Raw genomic sequence first — 25883 nt, 5'->3', positions numbered from 1 at the left:
CAATGGATGCTATGGCCGATGAGCCTGCAAGTGATGTTGCGGAATCAGATAAGCCTGAACCGGATCTAGCACAAGCGTTAGAGCCCGAGAGTGATGACGTAAGTGATGATGCCAGCGCAGAGACGCATCATGAAGTACTGGATGACACATTAGGTGAATTCGACGAACAAGCAGAGAAGGTAGATGAGCCTGTAAATGACGTTGCGGAGTCTGTTGAATCTGATTTAACGCAAGCACTTGAAAGTGAAGCTATACAGCCATCCAATTTGGCTGATGCACCTGAGTTTGAATTTGAGGAGGAAGATTCAGGCTCCACTGATGATGTTGAAAAAACGGTATCTCCAGATGAGTTTTTATCTAATTTAGATACATTGTCAGCAGAGGAAGAAAATACAGAGCAATTAGAAATCGATGAGGCGGCAATTGAAAGTGAGTTTATGTCTAATTTATCGGACACAGACTTTGATGCGCTGCTTAATGATTTATCAGAACCAGACTCTGTGAATATTGATGATTTGGATGACGTGGAAGTTGATTTTGAATCATTACTGAGTGACGAGCTAGAAACCGAGTTAAACGAGACGGATACTGCTAGCGTATCAGAAGAGCATGAAGTTGAAGAGGAAGATCAATTTGTCAATATCGATGATTTGTTATCTCAAAGTGATGATTTAGAACCCTCAGAAGAACCTTACAATGAAGCAGATATGGATGTTGGGTTAGGGGATTTTGATGAGTTTTTAGCAGGGGATAATGCAACCGATGTTGACTTAGAAGCAGATGGTTTCTCCGCAAAACTCGACTTGGCTCGTGCCTATATTGAAATTGAAGATTATGATGGTGCTATGGGAGTTATCCAAGAAGTTTTAGAAAATGGCCCTGAGTCGGTTCAAAGAGAAGCGCAAGCGTTACAAAGTAAGCTTGAGCACTAGATGAATCAAATCAACGAAGGTGATTAAAGGTATAGCTTGCTATACCTTTTTTATTGAGTGGTGCCCATATCTATAAATTGAATAATTTCGGTAGTACAGGGGTTAATGGCGATAAATAAGCTAAGTATCACGAGCACGCTTTTATTCATGCGGGCGATCGCATAAAATGCTCGGCTATTAAAACATTGAGATAAGAAGTGAATATGCGTGTAGCATTAGGAATAGAATACAACGGGGCAAATTACAGTGGCTGGCAACGCCAGCCTCACGTAAATAGTGTACAGCAAGAGCTGGAAACAGCATTATCTCGTATCTGTAATCATCCTATTGATATAGTGTGCGCTGGGCGCACCGATGCGGGGGTGCATGCAACCGGTCAAGTTGTTCACTTTGATACCCATGCTGAGCGAGACATGAGCGCCTTCACTTTGGGTTTAAACTCGATGTTGCCTGACGATATTGCGGTACGCTATGCGCAGCAAGTTGATGATGAATTTCATGCACGCTTTAGTGCGACGGCGAGACGGTATCGATATGTTATTTATAACCATGCATATCGACCAGGAATACTGCGCAGTGGTGTAACGCATTTTCATCATCCCCTTGACGAAAACTTGATGCAGGCTGCGTGTCCTGCCATGTTAGGCGAACAAGACTTTACCTCTTTTCGGGCGGTACATTGTCAATCGAATACCCCGTTTCGTAATATCCACCATTTAAGCGTAGAGCGCGTAAATGATTATTTAGTTATTGATATTAAAGCGAATGCATTTTTGCATCATATGGTCCGAAATATCACTGGATGTTTGACTGACATTGGTATGGGGAAACAGTCTCCACAGTGGATGGCGGAGCTGTTAACACTTAAAGACCGCACACAAGCAGGCGCAACGGCAAAACCAAATGGCTTGTATTTAGTGGATGTGGATTATCCTGAAAAGTGGGGAATACCGTCTACGTCACTAGGACCATTATTTTTACCAAATAAAGACATTGAATAATACGTTAGTTGATTCGTCATTAATAACACAAACGTTATTAATGCGTTCGATAGTGAATGTGTGTAAAAATTATTTTCGAGCCGAGGCCATTCTAATTTAGTCATAAGTATCAATAATGTTTATTATAATAAATATAAGTAAATTATTATTGATTTGTTTGTTATGGCTCGTATTATGGCATGACTACTAAGACCAGTTTTTTATACCGTTGTAGTCTAAATCATGGTTTAATTGAATCAGTTTGTCTGTATTTACAGACGTCGCGACACAGAATTAGCACAAGAGAGTTGCAAATGAGTTGGTTAGAAAAGATCTTACCTAAAACAGCAAAAGCTTCGGGTAAAAAAGAAATTCCTGAAGGTGTATGGGCAAAATGCGGAGATTGTGATGCTATTTTATATAAAGCTGAACTTGAAAAGTCATTAAATGTCTGCCCTAAATGTGATCATCATATGCGTTTAAGCGCTCGTAAGCGCTTAGAGTATTTTTTAGACGATGCTGATCTTCAAGAGATTGGTGCTCAGCATGAGCCGAAAGACGTACTAAAATTTAAAGATTCGAAAAAATATTCAGATCGAATTTCATCAGCACAAAAAGTAAGCGGCGAAAAAGATGCGTTGGTTGCTATGACAGGCCGTTTGAAAGGTATGCCTGTTGCTGCTGTTTCATTCGAATTTGCTTTCATGGGCGGGTCAATGGCCTCTGTTGTTGGCGCGCGTTTTGTTGACGCAGTGAACCAAAGTTTAGAGCATAATATGCCATTGGTATGCTTCTCTTCATCTGGCGGTGCACGTATGCAGGAAGCTTTGATGTCGTTAATGCAAATGGCTAAAACAAGCGCGGCGTTGGCAAAAATGAGTGAGAAAGGTTTGCCATTTATTTCAGTGTTAACCGACCCAACAATGGGTGGGGTTTCTGCATCGCTTGCTATGCTAGGTGATATTAATGTTGCAGAGCCAAAAGCACTTATTGGTTTTGCGGGCCCACGTGTTATTGAACAAACTGTACGTGAAACGTTACCAGATGGTTTTCAGCGCAGTGAATTCTTATTAGAGCATGGTGCAATCGATATGATTGTTGACCGACGCGAAATGAGAGATACCTTAGCACGTATACTTGCTAAGTTTATGGACTTGCCTTCAACTGAACAAGAGCATAGAGTAGCGTAAATTTTTTAGTTTAAGCTACGTTTATGACAATTCAGACGCCCAGCCAATCGTCAAACCTTGATGATTGGCTTTGTTATTTAGAAAGTGTGCACCCTGCGAATATTGCAATGGGTTTAGCACGAGTCCAAGAAGTTGCGCAAAATATTGACTTACTTGACACGCCAAGCAAAATTATTCTTATCGCTGGGACAAATGGCAAAGGAACAACTGCACGTTGTTTAGAGTCACTTTTGCTTGCTCAAGGGTATAGTGTTGGTACCTATGCATCACCCCACTTAAGTCGTTATAACGAGCGTGTCAGAATAAATGGAAAAGAACTAGAAGATCAAGTGCATGTTGATGCTTTTCATTTATTAGAGCTGGGTAGAAAAGAGACCCCTTTAACCTATTTTGAATATGGCACATTGGGTGCGCTTGCTATTTTTAAGCGCTTTGCAGTCGACTTTATCCTTCTTGAGGTTGGATTAGGTGGACGACATGATGCGACCAATATTGTTACACCATATGCGAGTGTGATCACGACGATTGATTTAGATCACAAGGAATATTTAGGAGATACCCGAGAGCTAGTCGGGTACGATAAAGCAGGTATTTTCCGTAAAGATACGCCAGCTATTGTGGGGGATTTAAAAATACCCCATACAGTAACCGATTATGGCGTTGAAATTGACGCTGATTTGATACTGTCAAAGCGTGACTTTTTATTTATTCCTACGCCTACGGGGTTTAGGTGGATTTATAACGATTTTGATTATGAATTTGCTAAGCCCTCTATTCCAGCGCAAAATGTCACCACAGCATTAACCACATTGGCACGGTTAAATTTATTACCAGAAGAAGATGTCATTAGGCAATGTTTGATTGACTTGCAAGTTGAAGGCCGTTTTCAGCAGTTAAGTGCGCAGCCGAGAGTATTCACGGATGTGGCACACAACCCAGAGTCAGCACGGTATTTAGCACATAAATTGAATGACTTTAAAGCGCGGGGCTTTAAAATTCATGCATTAATCGCTATGCTTGCAGATAAAGATAAATTGAGTGTTATCAATGAAGTGGTTGATTTAGTAGATACATGGTCATGTGCGTCTTTGCAAAACCCTCGTGCAGAATTAGCAACCAACTTACAAACATTGATACCAAACATAGCATCGAGTCAGGTATTTGACAGCGTTAAAGAGGCGCTTGACTGTATTGTACCAATACTAGATGAGCAGACTGTATTGATTATCTTTGGCTCATTTTTCACGGTGGCAGATGCCATTGCATATTTTGAATAAATAGAGAGTAATTACGTGAACTCAGGATTTATTAACCGTCTAGTAGGAACAAGTATCGTCGTTGTTGCGGCCATAGTTTTTATTCCCAATATTCTTGATGGTGAAAAGGTTCACTACAAAGAAGGCTTTAAAGCCATCCCAGAACGTCCTGAGTTTACGACAGTCGATTTAAAATCGAAAATAAACCTGCGAGTAGAGAACGGCCCAACGATACGTGGTGAGGCTATTGAGGAGGTTGAGGCAGACGATGAGCATTTACTTGAACCTGCTGTAAAAGCAACTGAAGTAAATAGTGAGGTTGAAGCCGATGAATCTGAGACGAAAAATAGTAGTGCAAATGTGTCTACTACAGACGCAACAGTGCAAGGGCAAGTCAAACCTGCACCAGAAAAAGTCACAGTAAAGTCTCAGCCCAAAGTCACTCCCCCGGTGCGTAATAGCACTTCCAACCTGACAAAAATGGCTTATGTGATTCAGTTGGGTAGCTTTTCACATAAACCGAATGTGGATGCGTTGGTTAAAAAGTTACACAATGCTGGCTTTAAAGCTTTTACACGACCAGTAAAAACGCCTAATGGTACATTGACCAAAGTGTTTGTTGGCCCAGACCTGGATAAGACGAAACTCGAATCTAAGCTATCTAAATTGAAAGAATTAACCAAATTGAATGGCCGTCTTACTCAGTTCAATATTGCAAAATGATCTGGTAATTGCCTTTAGGCTCTTATAGAATGCGCCCAAATTAACGACTTATTGGTTATTATGATCTGGGTTGATTACGCTATACTGTGTATTGTCGGGTTATCGACATTATTTGGCTTACTTCGTGGTTTCGTCAAAGAAGCTATGTCTCTAGTCGTATGGATCGGCGCATTCTTTATCTCTAGTCTTTTTTATCAATATCTAGCAACCTTTCTCACTTCCATTTCAGAACCCCTTTTAAGAAATGCGGCCGCAATTGCCATATTATTCATTGCGACCTTGATGTTGGGTGGGTTTGTTAACTATATCTTAGGTGAGCTTGTGCAGCGCACGGGTTTGTCTGGCACCGATCGACTTTTCGGAATCGTATTTGGTGGTTTACGAGGCGTACTGGTCGTCAGCGCCTTATTGTTTTTTCTGGATGCATTCACTAGTGCGCCTGGCACGCAGTGGTGGTCAGCATCTACTTTGATCCCTGAATTTGGCTTTGTGATAGAGTGGTTTTTTACCTACCTTGAGCATAACTCCAGCTTTTTAAATTCAGTAAACCGTTAATCGGCGAGGAAAATTTCATGTGTGGTATCGTTGGGATAGTCGGAACTTCTCCTGTAAATCAGGCGATTTATGATGGCTTAACTGTTTTGCAACACCGTGGCCAAGATGCTGCTGGCATAATTACTATTGACAATAATACGTTTAGTCTACGTAAAGCAAATGGTTTAGTAAAAGATGTGTTCCATACACGTCATATGAAGCGCCTACAAGGTAACATCGGCATTGGGCATGTGCGCTATCCAACAGCAGGCTCTTCTAGCTCAGCTGAAGCTCAGCCTTTTTATGTGAACTCTCCTTTTGGTATTGGTCTTGCTCATAATGGTAATTTAACCAATGCAGAAGCACTTAAAGAGCGTTTATTTACCACGGCGCGCCGTCATGTAAATACAACGTCAGACTCTGAAATTTTATTAAATATATTGGCACATGAGTTAGGTAAACCTAACAAGATGAAACTCGATGCTGAAGACATGTTTAATGCAATTACCGAGGTAAATGCACAGGCAACAGGTGGTTATGCGAGTATTGCGATGATCATCGGACATGGTATTCTTGCATTTAGAGATCCAAACGGCATTCGCCCACTGGTTTTTGGCAAACGAGAGACGAGCAGTGGTGTTGAGTATATGTTTGCCTCTGAAAGTGTTGCGTTAAAGATTGATGGTTTTGAGTTTGTTCGTGACGTCGCGCCAGGCGAAGCGATTTATGTAACCGAAGATGGACAATTGCATTCACAAATCTGTGCAGTGAAAACTCAACATGCACCGTGTATTTTCGAGTTTGTTTATTTTGCCCGCCCAGACTCAGTTATTGATAATATGTCAGTTTATGCGACCCGTATGAATATGGGTACTAAATTGGGTGAGAAAATAGCAAGAGATTGGGCAGACAAAGACATTGACGTGGTTATTCCTATTCCAGAAACATCTTGTGATGTAGCGTTAGAAATAGCGTCTGAGTTGAACTTGCCGTACCGCCAAGGGTTTGTGAAAAACCGTTACATTGGCCGGACATTCATTATGCCGGGGCAGGAACTACGAAAGAAATCAGTTCGTCGCAAGCTCAATGCAATCGACAGTGAATTTAAAGGCAAAAACGTCTTACTTGTTGATGATTCAATTGTACGTGGTACAACATCGGCGCAAATTGTTGAAATGGCGCGTGAAGCCGGTGCAAAAAATGTGTATTTTGCATCAGCAGCACCAGAAGTACGTTTCCCTAACGTGTACGGTATTGATATGCCATCTGCGGCAGAACTGATTGCGCACGGACGGGAAGTTGAAGATATTAACGCAAGCATTGGCGCCGATGGCCTAATTTATCAATCGCTGAATGATTTGATTGCTGCGGTTGGTCAAGAGAATCCAGAGATTAAAGTATTCGAAACATCAGTATTTGATGGGGAATACATTACTGGAGATGTTGATCAAAATTATTTGAATCGCATTGATGCATTACGTAATGATTCAGCTAAGTCAACACGTGAACATGCCATGTCTTCTAGTTTAGAGTTACATAACCAAGAAACAGACGAAGGTGAATAACTTTATAGTCAGTTAACAGGTTCATTAAAACAAAAAAGGAGCGACTGGTCGCTCCTTTTTAATTTAGGATAAAAGCAAGGGGTGTCGGTTTCGATACCCCTAATTGAATGTAGGACTAATTATGCCATTGGTCCATAAAATTGCTGTTGCAGCTAATATAATCACGAGTAGTATCAAACCGCAAGTCACCACAGAGCTGGCATAGATAAACCCGCGTTCCTCAGGAATATGCATAAGTATTGGCACACCTGTGTAGAGCAAGTACACAGAATACGCTAAGGCAACCATTCCCGCAGATACCACAAACCAAAGTTCAGGGTAAAATGCTGAGAATGCCGACATAAACATAGGTGTTGCTGTATAAGCAGAGAGCTCTAAAGTTTGGGTAAATGTTGGTTTGGCGCCAAATGTAACCGCCATCCAATGTGCAAGGTACGATAAGGCAAAAATGCCTAAAATGAGTGCTGTATACATGGCAATGCCAATAAGTAGTGCGCTTTCATGTGTTAAATAAACGGCATCTCCAACACCAATTTCCCATCCTAGATGAACTGATGAGTAATACCCCATAATACTTGGGATCAATGCGATTATTGCAATATGAGATAGGCTGTACTTTACGCTTTCATGACGGTTATCTATTGTTTGCCACTCTTCAAGTGGGTGAGCGTATAAGCCCCACAAATGGTTAAAAATCATATTATGCCCCTTTTTGTTGTCGGTATTATTTTTATACTGCACATATAATTTATGAGGGACTGCTCAATTTTTGTCAAGAAAAGGTTAAACTTTCGTCTAATTGAAAAGTTTTGAATTATTTGAAAACAGATGAAGTAAAACCTGTTTACCGAGTCGGTTCAAGGCGAAGTATCGACTACTTGTGTTGGGTAGGGTTATGGTATAATTGCTCGTGTTGCGCAAAATTAAGAGTCATAAGACCTATTTTCCTGAATTTTAGAAGAGATGTAACCCTTGGACGAGCTATTACACCCAATTAAACAATTCTTACAATGTGAAACACCTCAAGCGTGGATTGAAGCTGCAATTGACCCAGATAATTTATCAATTGTCTTAATTGACCATCTGATCTGCGAGCTCAAAGCAGCCCAGTCAGCGATGTTCTTGATACGTAAATATGCAGTTGATAAAGACAGTGCTGATGCCTTATTAGAGTGGTTAAAGCCCTTTGAAACACTCATTTATAAGCGAGAAGGGGATTGGCGTGCGCTTCCTGGCAAGAATAAACTCACAAAGTCAGTGATCCCAAAATCTAATTCACCATATGGGCAAGATTTGATAGATAAAATGGTAATTCTGATTAAAGAAGAGTTACATCACTTTTATCAAGTGTTAGAGATCATGGATGAGTATGGCGTTGAATATCGCAGTATTACCCCGTGCCGCTACGCAAAGGGGATGCTGCGTCATGTTAAAACGTATGAGCCGGATGCGATGATTGATAAGTTGATTTGTGGTGCTTATATTGAAGCTCGTTCATGTGAGCGTTTTGCTAAGCTTGCGCCTCATGTTGATAAAAGGCTTGGGGACTTTTATGTTTCTTTATTGCGCTCAGAAGCACGCCACTATCAAGATTATTTAACACTGGCAGAAGAGATTGCTGGTGGTGATATTTCTGAACGAGTGACGTTTTTTGGTGAAGTAGAAGCGGGCTTGATCACTTCCCCAGATACAGACTTTAAATTTCACTCAGGATATCCAGTATAAGTTGCTTTGTTGAATTTACTTTAAGGTCGTCCCTTTGAGTTTTTGGCCAAGTTCATTAACGACTAAGTATGAACTTTGGCTATACCAATCACCTAATACAGTCCGGGTAAGAAGTGGTTGTTCAGGCTGTATTGGTTCATATGTATGGACATAAGGTCGATGTGTATGACCGTGGATCATATTGCATACATTGTGTTGTGCAAACATGTCTTTGACGGCATCGTTTGTCACATCGAGTATTTCAACTGCTTTCCCTGATTGATTTTGTTTGCTTTTTAAACGTGCTTTTCTAGCTACTCTACGGCGGTACCAAAGTGGTGTCGCAAGAATGAGTTTGGGCCACCACCACCCTCTACTTTTTTTACGAAACTGTTGATAGGCAATGTCTTGCGTACACATTTCATCACCATGGAGTATAACTGTATCAGTGCCGTATAAATTGACTACAATTTGTTCAGGCAGTAACGTAAAGCCGGCTTGCTGTGCATAAGCTTTACCAAGTAAAAAATCTCGATTGCCGTGCAAAAAGTACACTGAAATATGCATGCTTTGTAATGTTTTTAATTTTTCAGCAATGTTAATAGCCAAGGGTGCTTGTTCATCATCACCAATCCAGACTTCAAAGAAATCGCCTAAAATATATAGCGCATCGACTTCTTGATTCATATGCGTATCAAGAAAATCATAAAAAGCACGGGTAATGTCAGGGCGGTCATCGGTCAAATGAAGGTCAGAGATAAAGTAAGTTTTACGCATTGGGCCTCTTGCAAAATAAAGCGGGTAAATGACCCGCTTATGATTTGTTGTAATCGATTAAGCTACAGTAACCTTTTCGATTAGCACATCTTCAAGAGGGACATCCTGATGAAAGCCTGAAGAGCCTGTCGCTACATTTTTAATTTTCTCGACAATATCCATGCCTTCAACGACTTCAGCAAACACACAATAGCCCCAGCCTTGTGATGTTTCACTGCTGAAATTTAAAAAATCATTATTATTTACGTTAATGAAAAATTGCGCTGTAGCTGAATGTGGATCAGGCGTACGTGCCATAGCCAACGTACCTGTTTTATTACTTAAGCCATTAGTCGCTTCATTTTGAATAGGTGATTGGACTGTTTTTTGCTCCATACCTGATGTAAAGCCTCCACCTTGAACCATAAACCCGTCAATTACACGATGGAATATAGTGCCATCATAAAAACCGGATTTAGCGTAATTTAAAAAGTTTTCAACAGTAGCTGGCGCTTCTTCAGCGAATAGTTTGATACTGATCTCACCGAAATTAGTGTGTAGAACAACCATAGAGGCTTCCTAATAATTAGTTTTCAAAGAAGGATATTCTATAGCAGAAATAACTAGGCTGACAATTTTCGTCGCATATTTATTATCAGCTGATGAAAAATTGCGCGTAAACATATGGATTTGTATTGATTTGGGTATAGAGCGGTGGCAGAGCAAGTGTTATCATTGTTGTTCATGTCTACTTTTGTTTAGGAATAACGCTACATGTTGCAGATATACAATACACTTACACGCCAAAAGGCGCCGTTTAAACCATTAGTCGAAGGTAAAGTCGACATGTACGTGTGTGGTATTACGATTTATGATTTCTGCCATGTGGGGCATGCGCGCACTTATGTCTCGTTCGATGTTATGAACCGGTATTTACGTCATCTGGGTTACCAAGTTACTTATGTACGAAATATCACAGATGTTGACGATAAAATAATAAAAAGAGCAGCTGAAAATAACGAAGAAATTAATGAATTAACGGTTCGAATGACTAAAGCGATGCATGAGGATTTTGCTGCATTAAACATTTTACCTGCGGATATAGAACCGACAGTGACTGGTCATATGGATGAAATCATTGAAATGATTGAACGTCTAGTCGCGAAAGGCCATGCCTATATTGCCAATAGTGGTGATGTGTTGTTTGACGTGTCTACATTTGAGCAATATGGGCAGTTATCTCAACAAGATTTAGAAATGTTGCAGGCGGGAGCTCGGGTAGAGGTGGCTCATGATAAAGATGATCCATTGGACTTTGTACTGTGGAAAAAGGCTAAAGCAGATGAGCCATCATGGTCATCCCCTTGGGGTGATGGTCGTCCAGGTTGGCACATAGAATGTAGTGCTATGAGCTCGAAACACTTAGGTGAATTCTTTGACATTCATGGAGGTGGCTCTGATTTACAGTTTCCTCATCACGAAAATGAAATCGCACAATCATGCTGTTCGAACAACGGTCGCTATGTAAATACGTGGATCCATACAGGTATGGTGCAGGTAAACAAAGAGAAAATGTCTAAGTCTTTAGGGAATTTTTTTACTGTGCGAGAGGTTCTTAAAAAGTATGATCGTGAAACAGTACGTTACTTTTTAATTAATGGGCAATACCGAAGTCAATTAAATTACTCTCAAGAAAACCTTGACCAAGCACGCGCCTCGTTAGAACGTATTTATACCGCTTTACGCGGCATCGAAACAATCGCAGTGGAACTAGCAGAGAACATCTACGTTAAACGTTTCGAATCGGCAATGAACGATGACTTTAATACACCAGAAGCTTTACCTGTGATTTTTGAATTAGCAAAAGAAATTAATGTGCTAAGAGAGAAAGATGTAAAAGCAGCAGGAGAGCATGCATATGTGCTTGTAAAATTAGGTGAGATATTAGGTATTGCGCAGCAAGCGCCTGAAGCATTCTTGCAAGGTGAGCAAGGTAATGATGAAGTTGCAAAGATTGAAGGGTTGATCGTTGCTCGAAATGAAGCTCGGGCAAATAAAGACTGGGCAGCTGCTGATGCGGCACGAGATGCACTCACTGAGCTTGGGGTTGTGCTTGAAGACAGTGCAGGAAAGACCACCTGGCGTAAAGCATAAGATACGTATTGCGCATATAAGGTCTGTAATGACCGATGACAGTTCATGCTTAAAAGCACGATTTTTTATCGTGCTTTTTTGTTTTTAAAATTACATTATTTCTCTAAAACAATTCGCCCTGGTACTTTTGTATAAAAGCGTATATTGCTATTTTTCTGAAGCTATTTGTCTTGAAAATCAGTGGTTCATCGAAAAACCTAGTAAATTATCGTATTTAGTGTTAAATATTTACATATGATAGAAATCTTGCACTAATTAAAAGTAGAATTATAGTTAAATAAGTGTGATTTATTCCGGTGGCGAGCCATGGTAGATAACTATGTAAGTACTGAGTTAGATAATATCGGCATATTTGTCGATAAAATGAACGTGGGTCTTAGGCACTTCAATAGCAGTATTTTTACATTTCGGTCAGTACCGGGGTTGCCTCTTGATGTGCAATGCTTTGCTCGAAAGAAAGATCCGTTTTCTCAGAGCGAGACTTGGCTTGTGTGCAAAGAAATATCCGAAGATCAATTGTCTAGTAGTGACCAAGTTCACGTTGAGCTCTCTGTTCCGAGTAGTGAGTTTGTGCAAACTTTACAGAGTAAAGGTCACAGTGCATTGACTATGTATATAGTGACGCGTCGAGGACAGCTTATGTCATTCTTTTTAGATGACGGTGAAGCTGCAACGGGGTATTTGAGTTCACAAGAGGCGATGAGCAGAATGATGTCAGATCTTTGTGCTGCACGGGCATTGATCTCAACAGTAATTTATTAGTAGATTTAAGTGTTACCCAACCACATAAAAGGCACTGAAAGGTGCCTTTTTTCTATTCTATTTAGTCATCACTTTTATTGATCGTAACAACTCTTTGTGGAAAAGGAATATCAATATTTGCTGCTTTAATAGCATTGTAAATGAGCTGGTTAATCGCGAGTTTAGACTCAATAATTTGAGTGGTCGGTACCCAATAACGATAACTGATAATTATTGCGCTATCACCGAATCGTTCGATCCCAATTTGGGGTGCTGGGTTATTTGTCACATTTGAATGGGCACAAAGCACTTGGTTAATGACTTTAATTGCCGTGTTTGGGCAAGCACTATAGGCAATACCAATGTCACCTTTCACTAATGAATATTTAAATGTGTTATGGAGGATTTCTCCAATAATATGTTTATTTGGAATGGTAATTTCAACTTGGTCTTCATTTACCAAGATTGTATGGCCGAGTTCGATTACTTTAACAAGTCCACTAACTCCTTTAACTGAAATTGTATCTCCGACAATAAAAGGTCGGGTAGCAATGATGGCAAGCCCAGAGCCGTAGTTTGATAGCATGCCTTGCAGAGCTAAGCCAGCCCCTAAAGATGCTGCACCAATGGCTGCTACAAATGGGGTTACACTGATCCCAAGTTTACCCAGTGCAATGATCACGAACATAATGATGAGCAGTACTTTTACAACATTACTGATAAAGTTAGTTAAGGTTACATCCATTTTATGGCGCAGCATGAGCTGTTCTACCATTTTAGATAGTCGGTTAGAAAGCCATAAGCCAACTACTAAGATGACAATTGCGCCAACAACTTGCATGCTATAGTTGATGAGATAGTCTCGAATTAAATTAAAGTAATGTTCAAATTGCTGTATTTCTTGCTCAATCATAGTGCGAAGTCCTAGAGGTATATTTCACGCGAATAATAAAGTGACTTTAGTTAACCATTTATACAGTATAGGTACCCAAAAGGCTGTGATTAATGCGCTTATAGTCATTGCGGCAGACGCAAAGACGCCAGCTTGTGGGTGATATTCTATTGCGGTGGCAGTGCCAATAGCATGGCATGATACCCCAAGCGCAACCCCTTTGGCTTGAGGTTTATCAATTGCGAGAAATGATAAGATATGCAGGCCGAATACGCCTCCAAAAACACCGATAAGTATGACCATGATAGCTGCGACTGCCGGCAATCCATTTAAACTTTCAGTGACAATGAGACTAATAGGTGTTGTGACTGAAAGCGCTGCTAATGACGCTGTAAGGTTTGGTGAAGCATTGAACCCCAAGCATAGGAAGTACGCGCCTACAGTGGCTACACTGACGCCCGTAAAGCTACTTGAAAGAAGTAATAGCAGCGACTTTTTAACTATTCTAAACTGCATATAAATTGGATATGCCAGAGACACTACCGCCAATTCTAAGAAAAAGTTAATAGGCATAGTTGCGGCTTTGTAATCTATGTACCGTATATCTAATGCCAATAATATCGTACTTGAAATACAAATAGTAGTAAGAACAGGGTTGAGCAAAGGGGTGGGAATACGTTTATAGAGCGCGCGGCAGAGGAAGAAAAGAGCAATGGTGAGCCCGCTTATTAGTAAGAGGTTACTCACGATAACGCCCTTTGTTAGCGATATAGCCAGAGATAAATAGGCCAAGACATGGGATTGAGATTAAAATATATAGTAATAATAGTAAATTGCTTGAAAAGAGGGGGATGTATTGAATAATTCCTACTCCGGCTGGGACAAAAAACAACGCCATGTACTTTAAAATAGGTATCACTGCAGGAGAAAGGTGCATAGGTTTTATTAACTTTACAGACAGCAAGAGCAGTAAAATTAGCATACCTAATAATGGTCCAGGAATTGTCAATTGGAAAATATGGATCACACCTTTCGCACTGTACAAACAAATAATAAGGAGCAATAACGCAAAGCAGGTTTGAAGAATACGTTTTATCAAAATAGGTCTATCTGCCTCTAAAGTAATGACACCATAATATGTACTAGAGCGTTTGGCAATGAGACTCTTTTACCATTTACTTCTCGGGATATACGGCTTTATTTCTTCCTTTACTGCGTTTTGCATTGCAATGCGGGTGTTTTTATTTATTAATAAACGCAATTGGGACCAGGTTTCTAGCGAGAGAACTTGTCGTCGATTTGCTGAGTAGGCGCAATTGTTCACTTTTTTTATTGCGGCAAGTGCGTCTGGTGAGCGCAATAATAGAGAATCTAATAATGCAGTGACTGCACCAGCTGTATGTGTATGTATTTCACTGATCAGTCCATACTCTTTGGCATTAGATGCACTAATAGGTTGAGCTTGTGACGTGATACGCCACAGTATGTCCTGATTAATAAGGCCTGGTAATAAAACACCACTGCCCATATCAGGGCACAACCCCCATTTTGCTTCCATGATAGCCAGTTGAGCACACGGACCCGCTATGCGATAGTCGGCACCCAGGGCGATATGCAGGCCTGCGCCAAAGCAGTTGCCATTTATAACAGCAATGACGGGGATAGGGAGGTCTTTCCACGCTAAAGTGACACGTTGCACGAGGTTGGCACTGCCTGGTAGCCATTTGAATAAGAGTTTGAAAATTGCAGCTGGTTTATTTACTACAGATTTAACATCTAACCCAGAGCAAAAGTGACCGCCAGCTCCGGATAAAACCACGGCTCTGACTGTTTTATCTTTTTTGAGGTCTTTAATGATTTTATCAAGTTCTATAAACATTGATAAGTTGAGCGCGTTTTGTTTCTTAGGACGGTTGAGCGTTACCCAAGCAATGTTATTTTTGATTTCTAGTGTAATCATCATTTTCTTCCATAAAACTGTAAACCTTACAACCAAATTAGAGTGTAAACTCTATCTCGAGTAAATTCATCAAAGAAATTTGATAATTTAACGGATCTAGATAGCCAACAAATTTATGACTTTGCTATGATAGCGCTATAGCTTAAATAAAGAGATTGCCATTATGTCTGCTCGCCTTTCTAGCGTAGAAGAGATCACCCATCAAGCGTATGATATTTTTTTACAGTTAGCACCAGAGAATTTATCGGAACAAGATATTCAGCAATTTAACGAGCATCACGGAGAGTATGGTTTCATTGAGGATAGTGAGCCAGATGATGATTGGCAGCAGTTTGTTTCTTTGGAAATTGAACCGGAGCACTTTATTCAAGTTATAATCGGAATTGAATATGAAGATGGCGATGAAGTTTTTGCACGTATCTTAATTAGCCGTGATATGGATGCTCCATTTTGTCATGTCTTATGGAAGCAAGAGAAAGTGCAATTAGAACAGTAAAATAACAGAGTGAAGTAGAAAATCAGTATTGTGTCATACATCAAATTAGCAGGTTACGCTTATCTAACTGCATGTAGTTTTCAGTCTTGGGCAGTCGACCCATTTGAAGAGTTTCATCAGTACGGAGAATTATCCGACGAAGAAATACATAAGTTGCATCAAGGTGAAGTGTTGTACGGAGATATCGAGTTTGGCTTGATAGCCAATAAAGGTAACACACGAAGTACAGCGTTTAAGCTAAAAAGTAATGTGTATCAAGATTTTGAACATTGGCGCAATCACTTCAAACTCGATGGCCTGTATAAAGAAGAAACAGATTCAGATACAGATAAATCGGATGTATCTGCTTCACGCTATTATATTTCCGCGCAAGGGAACTATAAAATTGGACGTGATAATGAGTCTTTGTTTATCTATGGCGATTACAATAATGATAAGTTTAATGGTAAAGCATATACAGGGACTGTAGCACTGGGGTATGGCAACCGGATATTCCAAGGTACCAAAAATACCGTCGACTTCGATATCGGACCTGGATTATATTTATCTAAAACAGCTCATGATGTGGTGCTTGAACCCGACGTAGACCGAACTCAGCACGGGCAATTGCTGAGGGTATCATTGCAATGGGAAAGAACGGTATCTAAGCAGACTCGATTTAACCATGATCTTAGTATCGAAAAGTCATTATCAGGATTAAATAGCAGAGTATTTAGTGAGACGGCCTTGGTGAGCCAAGTAATGGGGGGGGTGTCATTAAAAGTATCTTATACCTATAGATATAATTCCCAGCCAGAAGAAAACAAACAAAAAGTAGATACCGAATTAGGTGTTACTTTGGTTTATAGCTTTTAATAGGAGTAGAGATGTACCAACATACACAATTAGCATGGACTATCTGGGGAATTGTCGCCTGGATTGCAAGCTTTTTAGCGATGGCAATCGTGCTGATGGGTAACAACGCGGCTATCTTACTTTTCGCAGGCGTTTTGTTGTTAGTGGCAGTGGTGTTTTACGGTTTAACAATTAAAGTAGACCAAAAAGCGCAACAGCTATCGTGGTGGTTTGGACCTGGGTTTGCGAAGAAATCATTAAATTTTGACGAAATATCGTCTATAAAAGCGGTAACGAATACGTTTCGCCATGGTATTGGTATGAGGATCACCAATGATGGTTGGGTGTATTCTGTTTCAGGCTTCCGTGCAGTTGAAATAACACTGAATGATGGAATGAAGTATCGGTTGGGAACGAATGATCAGGCTGCACTCATAGATACGATGCAAGATAAAGTAATTATCGAGCCAAAACTGAGTGAAGAAGGAACGACCGATGAGATTGAAACTCAGTTGAAAAAGCGCAAAAAAGATGCGTTTGATATGAATTAACGACTCATTGCTAATGTGTTTAAAACGCGCACCTTGGATGGTGAGCGTTTTAAATTAAAGCTTAGTGATCGTGACCACACCCACCATCGCCATGGACATGGCCATGACTTAGTTCATCTTCAGTCGCATCACGCACTTCTAAAATTTCTACGTCAAAATGTAGAGTAATCCCTGAAAGAGGATGGTTTCCATCAACGATGACTTCTTCATCTTGAATATCAATGATCATAACCATTTGATCACCGTCATCAGTCGATGCTCTAAACTGCATACCGACCTCAATTTCCATACCATCAAACATTGATTTAGGTACCGCTTGCATTAGGTCATCATATCGCTCACCATAGCCTTGCTCAGGCTCAACGGTCACACTTAAGGTATCACCAGCTACTTTGTCTATGATTGCATCTTCTAAGCCTGGAATTAAGTAGCCTGTACCTATGATAAACAATAATGGCTCACCATCAAATGAATTATCAATTGTGTTTTTGTCATTATCTAGTACTGAATAATGCATTTTCACTACTTTGTTTGGTGCGATTTTCATAATATTTCCCGTCTATTTGTCATCTTCTAGAGAATATGGCAGAGGTAAAATTGACATAGATACCTCTGGCGAGTGCTTAGCACGTAATGTCGATGTAACATCAGTGTCATTAGGTAGTACAGCTAAAGCACTATATTTTTGTGTTTTGGAATTATAAACTTGATTGATAATTTTTCCTGCTCGACGCCAGTTTTCACCTAACTGTATTTCCACATCAGTTTCACTGAGCGCTTTGTCATTGGAGCCTTGTAGAATATACATAGCACGCTTGTTTTTACCTAAGTAACGCATGCGCGCAACCGTTTCCTGGCCGGTATAACACCCTTTTTTAAAGCTTATTCCACCAATTGCTTGCAAGTTAATCATTTGTGGGACGAACTCTTCAACCATTCCATCACTTAACTGCGGCTCACCCGCAATAATCGTTGCCTCTGTAAAGGCATGGTGCTCATCACTTAATGTGATTTCAGCAGGTAAATTGAAATGTTCATCAACGTAAAGCACGATACGGTTTTCATCCAAACGCAGTGCTTTTTGATTGGCGAACTCACATGCATTTGAGTTTGCGAAGTTTAAGCCGAGTAATTCACATGTTTTAGTTTCGTTGTCAGTTAATATTCCTATGATATTTGGAGAGGCTAAATGATGAATATCGACTTGCGCGAACACACCATATTTTTTTAGCTCTCGTGCTGATGCCGCAACTTCACTTTCAGAGCCCATCATAAAAAAATGATCATTAAATTTAAATACTCTGAATGCGCCCCAAAGTTTGCCCTTAGGGCTACAGTGGCCTGCCCACATAAATTGTTCATCAGTGATTAGATTCATATCTTGCGTTAACTGGCCATGCAAATAACTTAGTTGCTCTTGACCTGAAATAGAAATCAGCTGATATGGCAACTGAAAAGCGCGAGTGAGCGACATAATATAGATCCCTATAAATTGAGTTTTTTAATAATAACGCATATCCAGAGTGTCATAAATGGATGGTGATGATTTAACAACAGATATGAGAGCTTTATTTGGTGATTTAAAGTAAAGCGGTGTATTTCTACACATATTCTAAGATATAATCTTAAACTTAAGAAGGTGATAAGAAATTAATTTTTAGGGGTGAATAATGGCTGAGCTTTTTTCTAAATCTCGCACAAAGTGGGCTTGTCGTCGGGGTATGTTAGAGCTTGATGTTTTACTTGGGCCATTTGTTGACGAAGCGTATGATGCATTGTCAGAACATCAAAAGTTGGTATTTCAACGATTACTTGAAATGGAAGACCCGGACTTGTTTGCTTGGTTTATGGGCCATGAACAATGTCCTGATGCAGAGCTAAATACCATGGTGCAATTAATTCTTGGCAGAGTCCGCGTATAGATTTGAAGTAAAAAATAATGTATTAGACCATCGAACAATCGTGGTCTTTTTTGCATGTCTAAGTTTTCTATTCATTTTGTTATTCCCAACGGTTGTGGTGATAATCAGCAATATATTATGTTGTATATTGGGGTGTGTGATCAGTATCAATACACTGGAAAAGAAATTCATTACATCAGGCGTCATAAACCTTAGTATTTCAAAAAACTATATTAGTTGGCAAACCGGTGAACAGGTTATAGAAGGCAAAGTTAGCCGGGCGAAGTTGTACTTCAATGTACTTGTTTTGGAAGTGAATAATTTTGACCATTCTCAACAGTTGTGCGTTATACAGTCTGCGTTGACGACACAATCGTGGAGACGATTGTGTCGTGTAAGCTTAAACTGTTCAAGTTAAGGTGTTAAAATGGTTGGTTCTGGGTTACTGCTTTGATCTGGGTAATCCAATGTATAATGCAAGCCTCTGCTCTCTTTACGTTCTAATGCACTGCGAATAATTAACTCCGCAACCTGAACTAAATTTCTAAGCTCTAATAAGTTATTGCTGACTCTAAAATTAGCATAATACTCGTGGATCTCTTGATTAAGTAGCTCAACCCTGCGCAGTGCTCTTTCAAGTCGTTTAGTTGAACGAACGATACCAACATAGTCCCACATGAACAAACGTAACTCATGCCAATTATGCGTAATCACCACTTCTTCATCTGAATTACTTACTCTACTTTCGTCCCATTCAGGCAGCATAGGAGGGGCGGGCATAGTGTTAAGTTTAAGTAAAATATCTTTGGCAGCGGCATGAGCAAATACAATACATTCGAGTAGGGAATTACTCGCCATACGATTGGCGCCGTGGAGACCTGTATAGGCGACCTCTCCAACCGCATATAAATTACTTAAATCAGTACTGCCATTAAAGTCGGTGATTACACCACCACAAGTGTAGTGTGCTGCAGGTACTACGGGGATTGCATCCTTGGTGATATCTAACCCAACACTTAAACATTTGGCATATATCGTCGGGAAATGCTCAATGATAAAGTCTTTATCTTTATGAGAGATATCTAGGTAAACACAATTCGCACCAAGACGTTTCATTTCATAATCAATCGCGCGTGCAACGACATCCCGTGGTGCAAGTTCTTCTCGTTCGTCAAAATCAGGCATAAACCGAGTACCGTCAGGACGCTTCAATAGCGCTCCTTCACCGCGCATGGCCTCAGTAATAAGAAAGTTTTGTAGCTCTGGGTGATATAAACTGGTTGGGTGGAATTGATTAAACTCCATATTGGCGACTCGACATCCTGCACGCCACGCCATAGCAATACCATCCCCACTCGATACGTCTGGGTTTGAAGTGTATAAATATACTTTGCTAGCTCCGCCTGTTGCTAACGCCACAAACTTTGCTGAAATGGTTTCTACTTGTTCGGCAATACGATTGTAGACATAAATACCATCGATCTGTTTCTTATTATTTTTGTTTGGAATTAAGTCAATGGCATTGAATTGTTCACATACAGTGATATTTGCATGACTTAATACTTGACTGACTAATGTTGTTTGCACAGCTTTACCGGTCGCATCGGCGGTGTGCAATATACGACGGTGACTGTGGCCTCCTTCCCGTGTTAAGTGAAAGCGCTCTTTACCTTTACTATCAAATTCCATGTCAAATGGCACACCTTGCTCAATAAGCCACTTTAAGCAATTTTTCGCATTACTAGCAGTATAATGAACCGCTTCTCGGTCGCATAATCCCGCTCCTGCGGCTAGCGTGTCATCTACGTGGGATTCAATGCTGTCATTTTTTTTATCGAATACTGCGGCTATTCCACCTTGAGCATAGAGTGTTGAACCTTCTTTTAGCGCACCTTTGCTGACAACGGTTACGTGGCAGTGGTTTGCTAAAGATAGAGCTAAGCTTAAACCGGCAGCACCGCTGCCAATAACAACTACGTCAGTGTGATGGTGTTTTATTTGTTTCATGATCTTCGCTTTTTCTATGCGTTTCATTCAGCTATATGTACATATCTGCTATGATACAACTAACTTGACGTCAATACTGAATATTTTTATTAGCATTTAGTGCTGATATATACGTCTAGACGTGTAATTTGGACTTATTTTAAAAAAAATATAAAAAAACAGAACTTTTTATTTATAACTTAGTCAGAGTAGCTGTGATTAATGGCAATAGTGATTAAGTGATAAATTATAACAATGAGGAGTACCGGCTCGAATGAGCGAGCAGGATTTGGATTTAGAACTGGTTAAGCGGGTTCAGCAAGGAGATAAAAACGCCTTCAACCTTTTAGTTGCCAAGTATCAGAATAAAGTAGCGGCTTTGATCTCTCGTTATGTGTCTAATCATGGCGATGTAGCAGATGTTGCACAAGAAGCATTTATTAAGGCTTATCGTGCATTGCCGAACTTTCGGGGAGATAGTGCATTTTATACGTGGTTATATCGTATAGCTGTTAATTGCTCGAAAAATTACTTGGTATCTCAAGGGCGAAAGCCGCCAGCCAATGATGTCGATGCAGAAGAAGCCGAGTTTTATGACGGCGCAGAGCAACTTCGCTCTAATGCATCACCAGAGAATTTGTTGTTAAGTGAAGAGGTTAAATCAGTGATATATCAAACTATCGATGGTTTGCCTGATGACTTGAAAACCGCTATCACCTTGCGAGAAATCGAAGGGATGAGTTATGAAGAAATTGCGGTGATTATGGATTGTCCAGTAGGGACAGTGCGTTCTCGCATTTTCAGAGCTCGAGAAGCGATAGACAATAATTTAAACCCATTAATAGGTGAATCCTAACATGACAAAAGCTAACCACACTGCATCGCGTCAAGAAGTAGCGTCTCGAGTGCTAGATGGTGACTTACCGTCGAATGAGCTATCAGTGGCACAACTTGATACTGAAAAGTTTGTTCGCTATGCCCAGATTGGGGATGTAATGCGTGAACGCCAGGGTGGGCTCAATATTGATATTACTGCAAGCGTGGCTGCAGCGTTAGAGAGTGAGCCATGCCATAGTGTTCCAGTGGGGTCGCAGGTTGATGTTCAAGATAATGGAACAAAAGTAATTAAGTTAAGCGCTTGGCAAAAGCCGCTATCACAAATGGCTATTGCTGCGAGTGTCGCGCTTGTTGCTATTGTCGGAGTGAATACAATGCCGCAGCCAAGTGGTGAAAATACAGATAACTTACCTGTATTCCAATCAACCCCATTGGCAGGTGGAGTGTCTCCAGTGAGTTTCTCTTCAGAGCAACCTGCTTTAGAAAGCGCCGAAAAAGGCTTGCGTGAGCTACAACAGCAGCGTATAGGTGCTCTCGTTTTAGAACATCAAAGACAATCAAGAGTAGCGTACTCTTTGCAAAAGCAGATACAGCGAGCAGATGAACAGCCAGAGGAAAAGAAGTAATTAAATGAGATTAATTGGCTGTATTTTAGGTTTATTTTTTACATTTATTGCAAACGCTAATGATGTAACGACAGCAGAGCAGCTTTTACACAATATGGCAAAAGCTGTTCATACTAGGAACTTTAACGCATCATTCGTTGTTTCTAAGGGTAAGGGGATGGAACCTTATCGTTGGATACACGCAAAACAAGGTGATACAGAACTTGAACTATTAAGTTTGTTGAATGGTGCTGGCCTAGAAATGGTAAGAGTAAATGACCGTGTAACTTACTTTGAACCCCAGTCGCCTCCTTACTCGATAAGTACTGACTCAATCGCGGGGCCTATTCCGGAAGTTTTATTTAAAGATATTTCTTCTTTACTAGAAAACTATGATTTTGTGCTGGGCGGTAAAGGACGAGTTGCTGGCAGGCCTTCACAGTTGGTACGAATAGAGTCAAAAGATGAGAGTAAATATAATTATTGGTTATGGATTGACACACAATCGTCATTACTTTTGAAAGCGGCTTATGTAAACCAACAAGGTGACCTTTTAGAGCAGTTGTTATTAACTCACATAAGTGTCACTCCTGAACCATCATCTCAACTTCTTGAGTTACAACAGAAAGAATTTCCAGCACCATTACCAATGCAAACTGTCAATGAGCAAGGTAGCACAACGAGCAATTGGGTAATTGGATGGTTACCTCAGGGATTTAAGTTACTTAAATCAGACAGACACAAATTGGATTTAAATAACGAATTGGCCGATTACTACTTATACTCTGATGGTTTAGTTGATATTTCGGTCTTTGTGCAGCGGCCATTACCAGGACAACGGGCCAGTGGTGCGCTCTCTTCAGGTGCGACCACAGTATATGTGCATAACTCAGGTGCTTTTGATGTATCAGTTGTAGGTAATATCCCTGCGTTGACAGCAAAGAGCATTGCTGAGTCGGTACAACGACCTTTATGATTGAACAGACTCTACAGGTGGTGTCAGTTGATGGCACTACCGCATATTTACAAGCTGAGCAAAAGGCAGCTTGTGCCGGCTGCAATGGTAAATGTGGCTCTCAAATATTTAGTAAACTGTTTGGTACTCATAACAAAACCTTCCCAATTGAACTTGAACATGTCGTAGAAGTCGGTCAAAAAATACGTTTGTCATTAGATGATAGACATATTGTGCGCAATGCTTTTTTTGTATATATGTTTCCATTGTTGGGGGCATTTTTTGCTTTGTTTATCAGCGCAGTCGGTTTTAGCTTACCTGAACCTTGGCAAATATTTTGTGCTGTGATAGGTGGGTTTTTAGGCTTTTTAATTGCTAAACAGCAAGTTAAACGCTTGAAGCATGAAGTTCGATTGGTGAAAGTTTATCCAATTAGTATTCCTCTGACGCAAATAGATGGTGATTGCGGCAAATAAAAGGTAAAATCTCGGCTTTATTATAAACCATGACTTACAGAAGTTTAGAATCCAGTATATGAAGCATATCCGTAACTTTTCTATCATCGCCCACATCGACCACGGCAAATCAACGCTTTCAGACCGTTTGATCCATGTCTGCGGTGGCCTTACTGACCGTGAAATGCAACAGCAAGTGCTGGATTCGATGGACATCGAACGTGAGCGCGGCATTACCATTAAAGCGCAGAGTGTAACGTTGAATTACACCGCGAAAGATGGTGAAACTTACATGTTGAATTTTATCGACACACCAGGACACGTAGATTTTACTTATGAAGTGTCTCGTTCTTTAGCTGCTTGTGAAGGTGCTTTACTTGTAGTTGATGCTGGGCAGGGGGTCGAAGCACAAACGTTGGCAAACTGTTACACCGCCATCGAAATGGATTTGGAAGTCATTCCAATTCTGAATAAAATTGATTTACCGCAAGCAGATCCTTTGCGTGTTGCAGAGGAAATTGAAGACATTGTTGGTATCGACGCATTAGATGCGGTGCAATGTAGCGCTAAAACAGGCATCGGTATTGATGATGTACTGGAAAACATTGTACGAGATGTACCGCCACCGGAAGGTGATCCTGAAGCGCCGTTACAAGCATTAATTATCGACTCTTGGTTTGACCCGTATCAAGGGGTTGTATCATTGGTACGTATTAAACACGGTGAATTGCGTAAAGGCGATAAAATAAAAATAATGTCGACGGATCAAACGCATATTGCGGATCATGTTGGTATTTTTACACCCAAGCAAACGAATACCGGTATTTTAAAAACAGGTGAAGTTGGCTTTGTTATTGCGGGTATTAAAGACATTCACGGTGCGCCTGTGGGTGACACGATTACATTATCGCAAAATTCAGCGGTTGAGCGTTTACCCGGTTTCCAACGAGTTAAGCCTCAGGTTTATGCGGGTATGTTCCCAATAGCTTCAGATGATTATGAAGCATTCCGTGACGCCTTAAATAAATTAAGTCTGAATGACGCATCGCTATTCTTTGAACCTGAAAGTTCAACAGCACTGGGTTTTGGTTTTCGAGTCGGTTTCCTTGGCATGCTCCATATGGAAATCATCCAAGAACGACTAGAGCGTGAATATGATATGGATCTAATCACGTCTGCGCCAACAGTAATTTATGAAATAGTAACAAAGGATGGTACTATTCAAATTGATAACCCGTCTGACTTACCTGCTGTGAACGACATTATTGAAATGCGTGAACCAATGGTTGAAGCAAATATCCTAGTACCGCAAGAGTACTTAGGTAATGTTATTACACTGTGTGTAGAAAAGCGTGGTTCGCAAACAAAGATGGCATACCACGGAAAACAAGTTGCAGTAACTTATGAGTTGCCTATGGCTGAAGTGGTGATGGACTTCTTTGATAAGTTGAAATCAACCAGTCGCGGTTTTGCTTCACTAGATTATAACTTTAAACGCTTCCAAGTATCAGACATGGTAAGAGTAGATATACTTATTAACGGTGATAGAGTTGATGCGTTGGCTATTATTGTCCATCGCGATGGCGCGCAATCAAGAGGCCGCCAACTTGCCGAGGCACTTAAAGAACTGATCCCACGGCAAATGTTTGATATAGCAATTCAGGCGGCAATTGGTGCTCATGTTATAGCAAGAACAACCGTGAAACAGTTACGTAAAAATGTAATTGCAAAATGTTACGGTGGTGACGTGAGTCGTAAGAAGAAGTTACTTCAAAAACAAAAAGATGGTAAAAAACGCATGAAACAGTTAGGTAATGTAGAAGTGCCTCAAGATGCATTTTTAGCCATATTAAAAGTAGGCAAATAACAGGAATTT

At 40.4% G+C, this 25883-nt stretch carries 28 protein-coding genes; 19 read left to right on the top strand and 9 right to left on the bottom strand.

What is annotated here, in order from left to right:
- The 7 genes from J8L98_RS13005 to purF form a co-directional block, all read left to right on the top strand.
- The coding region (locus J8L98_RS13005; RefSeq protein WP_282098773.1) for a FimV/HubP family polar landmark protein at window positions 1-932 on the top strand (932 nt) is incomplete at its 5' end.
- Window positions 933-1135: 203 nt separating this feature from the next.
- Window positions 1136-1933: a tRNA pseudouridine(38-40) synthase TruA gene (gene truA, locus J8L98_RS13000; protein ID WP_192508094.1), complete on the top strand. Its 798-nt coding sequence runs from the start codon at window positions 1136-1138 to the stop codon at window positions 1931-1933.
- A 293-nt stretch (window positions 1934-2226) separates the two neighbouring features.
- The gene (gene accD / locus J8L98_RS12995; RefSeq protein ID WP_192508093.1) at window positions 2227-3102 is read left to right on the top strand and encodes an acetyl-CoA carboxylase, carboxyltransferase subunit beta; all 876 of its coding nucleotides are present in this window, start codon (window positions 2227-2229) and stop codon (window positions 3100-3102) included.
- 23 nt (window positions 3103-3125) lie between these two features.
- On the top strand, window positions 3126-4379 hold the full coding sequence (folC, locus tag J8L98_RS12990; RefSeq protein WP_210996762.1) for a bifunctional tetrahydrofolate synthase/dihydrofolate synthase: 1254 nt from the start codon (window positions 3126-3128) through the stop codon (window positions 4377-4379).
- Window positions 4380-4394: 15 nt separating this feature from the next.
- On the top strand, window positions 4395-5081 hold the full coding sequence (locus tag J8L98_RS12985) for an SPOR domain-containing protein (protein ID WP_210996761.1): 687 nt from the start codon (window positions 4395-4397) through the stop codon (window positions 5079-5081).
- Between the two features lie 60 nt (window positions 5082-5141).
- Entirely contained in the window at window positions 5142-5636 is a 495-nt protein-coding gene (locus tag J8L98_RS12980) for a CvpA family protein (RefSeq protein WP_210996760.1), read from the top strand.
- Window positions 5637-5653: 17 nt separating this feature from the next.
- The gene (gene purF / locus J8L98_RS12975) at window positions 5654-7180 is read left to right on the top strand and encodes an amidophosphoribosyltransferase (RefSeq protein ID WP_210996759.1); all 1527 of its coding nucleotides are present in this window, start codon (window positions 5654-5656) and stop codon (window positions 7178-7180) included.
- Between the two features lie 99 nt (window positions 7181-7279).
- On the opposite strand, the gene J8L98_RS12970 is transcribed toward purF, so the two are convergent.
- Complete coding sequence (locus tag J8L98_RS12970) at window positions 7280-7879, bottom strand: Yip1 family protein (protein WP_192508088.1); 600 nt, start codon at window positions 7877-7879, stop codon at window positions 7280-7282.
- 273 nt (window positions 7880-8152) lie between these two features.
- On the opposite strand from J8L98_RS12970, the gene miaE reads away from it, so the two are divergent.
- Window positions 8153-8905: a tRNA isopentenyl-2-thiomethyl-A-37 hydroxylase MiaE gene (gene miaE, locus J8L98_RS12965; RefSeq protein WP_210996758.1), complete on the top strand. Its 753-nt coding sequence runs from the start codon at window positions 8153-8155 to the stop codon at window positions 8903-8905.
- A 15-nt stretch (window positions 8906-8920) separates the two neighbouring features.
- Here miaE and J8L98_RS12960 read toward each other — a convergent pair whose 3' ends face one another.
- Together J8L98_RS12960 and J8L98_RS12955 are read right to left on the bottom strand one after the other, a co-directional pair.
- Window positions 8921-9661 carry a UDP-2,3-diacylglucosamine diphosphatase gene (locus J8L98_RS12960; RefSeq protein WP_210996757.1) on the bottom strand — a complete coding sequence of 247 codons (741 nt, stop codon included), beginning with the start codon at window positions 9659-9661 and terminating at the stop codon, window positions 8921-8923.
- 57 nt (window positions 9662-9718) lie between these two features.
- Window positions 9719-10210, bottom strand: a complete 492-nt coding sequence (locus J8L98_RS12955) for a peptidylprolyl isomerase (RefSeq protein ID WP_210996756.1) — start codon at window positions 10208-10210, stop codon at window positions 9719-9721.
- A 204-nt stretch (window positions 10211-10414) separates the two neighbouring features.
- Here J8L98_RS12955 and cysS point away from each other — a divergent pair, with 204 nt between their 5' ends.
- Complete coding sequence (cysS, locus tag J8L98_RS12950; protein ID WP_210996755.1) at window positions 10415-11794, top strand: cysteine--tRNA ligase; 1380 nt, start codon at window positions 10415-10417, stop codon at window positions 11792-11794.
- A 306-nt stretch (window positions 11795-12100) separates the two neighbouring features.
- Entirely contained in the window at window positions 12101-12556 is a 456-nt protein-coding gene (locus J8L98_RS12945) for a hypothetical protein (protein WP_192508083.1), read from the top strand.
- A gap of 61 nt (window positions 12557-12617) precedes the next feature.
- Here the strand turns inward: J8L98_RS12945 and J8L98_RS12940 are convergent, their stop codons facing one another.
- The 3 genes from J8L98_RS12940 to J8L98_RS12925 all read right to left on the bottom strand — a co-directional run bounded on the left by J8L98_RS12940 (window position 12618) and on the right by J8L98_RS12925 (window position 15387).
- Window positions 12618-13448 carry a mechanosensitive ion channel family protein gene (locus tag J8L98_RS12940; RefSeq protein ID WP_210996754.1) on the bottom strand — a complete coding sequence of 277 codons (831 nt, stop codon included), beginning with the start codon at window positions 13446-13448 and terminating at the stop codon, window positions 12618-12620.
- 24 nt (window positions 13449-13472) lie between these two features.
- Entirely contained in the window at window positions 13473-14174 is a 702-nt protein-coding gene (locus J8L98_RS12935; RefSeq protein WP_210996753.1) for an LrgB family protein, read from the bottom strand.
- A 421-nt stretch (window positions 14175-14595) separates the two neighbouring features.
- Window positions 14596-15387, bottom strand: coding sequence for a crotonase/enoyl-CoA hydratase family protein (locus J8L98_RS12925; RefSeq protein ID WP_210996771.1), 792 nt, complete (start codon window positions 15385-15387; stop codon window positions 14596-14598).
- 160 nt (window positions 15388-15547) lie between these two features.
- On the opposite strand from J8L98_RS12925, the gene J8L98_RS12920 reads away from it, so the two are divergent.
- Genes J8L98_RS12920 through J8L98_RS12910 form a run of 3 tightly spaced genes read left to right on the top strand, consistent with a single transcriptional unit; the run spans window position 15548 to window position 17268 of the window.
- Window positions 15548-15883, top strand: coding sequence for an HI1450 family dsDNA-mimic protein (locus J8L98_RS12920; RefSeq protein ID WP_210996770.1), 336 nt, complete (start codon window positions 15548-15550; stop codon window positions 15881-15883).
- Between the two features lie 39 nt (window positions 15884-15922).
- Window positions 15923-16738, top strand: a complete 816-nt coding sequence (locus J8L98_RS12915; protein ID WP_318782618.1) for a DUF481 domain-containing protein — start codon at window positions 15923-15925, stop codon at window positions 16736-16738.
- Window positions 16739-16749: 11 nt separating this feature from the next.
- Entirely contained in the window at window positions 16750-17268 is a 519-nt protein-coding gene (locus J8L98_RS12910) for a hypothetical protein (RefSeq protein WP_210996751.1), read from the top strand.
- Window positions 17269-17329: 61 nt separating this feature from the next.
- Here J8L98_RS12910 and J8L98_RS12905 read toward each other — a convergent pair whose 3' ends face one another.
- Window positions 17330-17815 (bottom strand): peptidylprolyl isomerase, encoded by a 486-nt coding sequence (locus J8L98_RS12905; RefSeq protein ID WP_210996750.1) that lies wholly within the window; start codon window positions 17813-17815, stop codon window positions 17330-17332.
- 12 nt (window positions 17816-17827) lie between these two features.
- On the bottom strand, window positions 17828-18742 hold the full coding sequence (locus J8L98_RS12900; protein ID WP_210996749.1) for a folate-binding protein YgfZ: 915 nt from the start codon (window positions 18740-18742) through the stop codon (window positions 17828-17830).
- Window positions 18743-18938: 196 nt separating this feature from the next.
- Between J8L98_RS12900 and J8L98_RS12895 the strand changes: the two genes are divergently transcribed.
- The gene (locus J8L98_RS12895) at window positions 18939-19190 is read left to right on the top strand and encodes a succinate dehydrogenase assembly factor 2 (protein ID WP_192508075.1); all 252 of its coding nucleotides are present in this window, start codon (window positions 18939-18941) and stop codon (window positions 19188-19190) included.
- A 393-nt stretch (window positions 19191-19583) separates the two neighbouring features.
- On the opposite strand, the gene nadB is transcribed toward J8L98_RS12895, so the two are convergent.
- On the bottom strand, window positions 19584-21176 hold the full coding sequence (gene nadB / locus J8L98_RS12890; RefSeq protein ID WP_192508074.1) for an L-aspartate oxidase: 1593 nt from the start codon (window positions 21174-21176) through the stop codon (window positions 19584-19586).
- A 253-nt stretch (window positions 21177-21429) separates the two neighbouring features.
- Here nadB and rpoE point away from each other — a divergent pair, with 253 nt between their 5' ends.
- The 5 genes from rpoE to lepA are packed head-to-tail and all read left to right on the top strand — an operon-like array spanning window position 21430 to window position 25874.
- Window positions 21430-22011, top strand: coding sequence for an RNA polymerase sigma factor RpoE (gene rpoE, locus J8L98_RS12885; RefSeq protein WP_192508073.1), 582 nt, complete (start codon window positions 21430-21432; stop codon window positions 22009-22011).
- 1 nt (window position 22012) lies between these two features.
- Window positions 22013-22618: an anti sigma-E factor RseA C-terminal domain-containing protein gene (locus J8L98_RS12880; protein ID WP_210996748.1), complete on the top strand. Its 606-nt coding sequence runs from the start codon at window positions 22013-22015 to the stop codon at window positions 22616-22618.
- A gap of 4 nt (window positions 22619-22622) precedes the next feature.
- Window positions 22623-23573 carry a MucB/RseB C-terminal domain-containing protein gene (locus tag J8L98_RS12875; RefSeq protein WP_192508071.1) on the top strand — a complete coding sequence of 317 codons (951 nt, stop codon included), beginning with the start codon at window positions 22623-22625 and terminating at the stop codon, window positions 23571-23573.
- The gene (locus J8L98_RS12870) at window positions 23570-24028 is read left to right on the top strand and encodes a SoxR reducing system RseC family protein (protein ID WP_210996747.1); all 459 of its coding nucleotides are present in this window, start codon (window positions 23570-23572) and stop codon (window positions 24026-24028) included. Before J8L98_RS12875 ends, J8L98_RS12870 begins: the two co-directional genes overlap by 4 nt.
- A 58-nt stretch (window positions 24029-24086) precedes the next feature.
- The gene (gene lepA, locus J8L98_RS12865) at window positions 24087-25874 is read left to right on the top strand and encodes a translation elongation factor 4 (protein ID WP_192508069.1); all 1788 of its coding nucleotides are present in this window, start codon (window positions 24087-24089) and stop codon (window positions 25872-25874) included.
- Window positions 25875-25883 lie beyond the last annotated feature (9 nt).

Source organism: Pseudoalteromonas sp. MMG013 (assembly GCF_018100885.1).
Taxonomy (GTDB): domain Bacteria; phylum Pseudomonadota; class Gammaproteobacteria; order Enterobacterales; family Alteromonadaceae; genus Pseudoalteromonas; species Pseudoalteromonas aurantia.
This window is presented reverse-complemented; position numbering and strand designations above follow the sequence as displayed.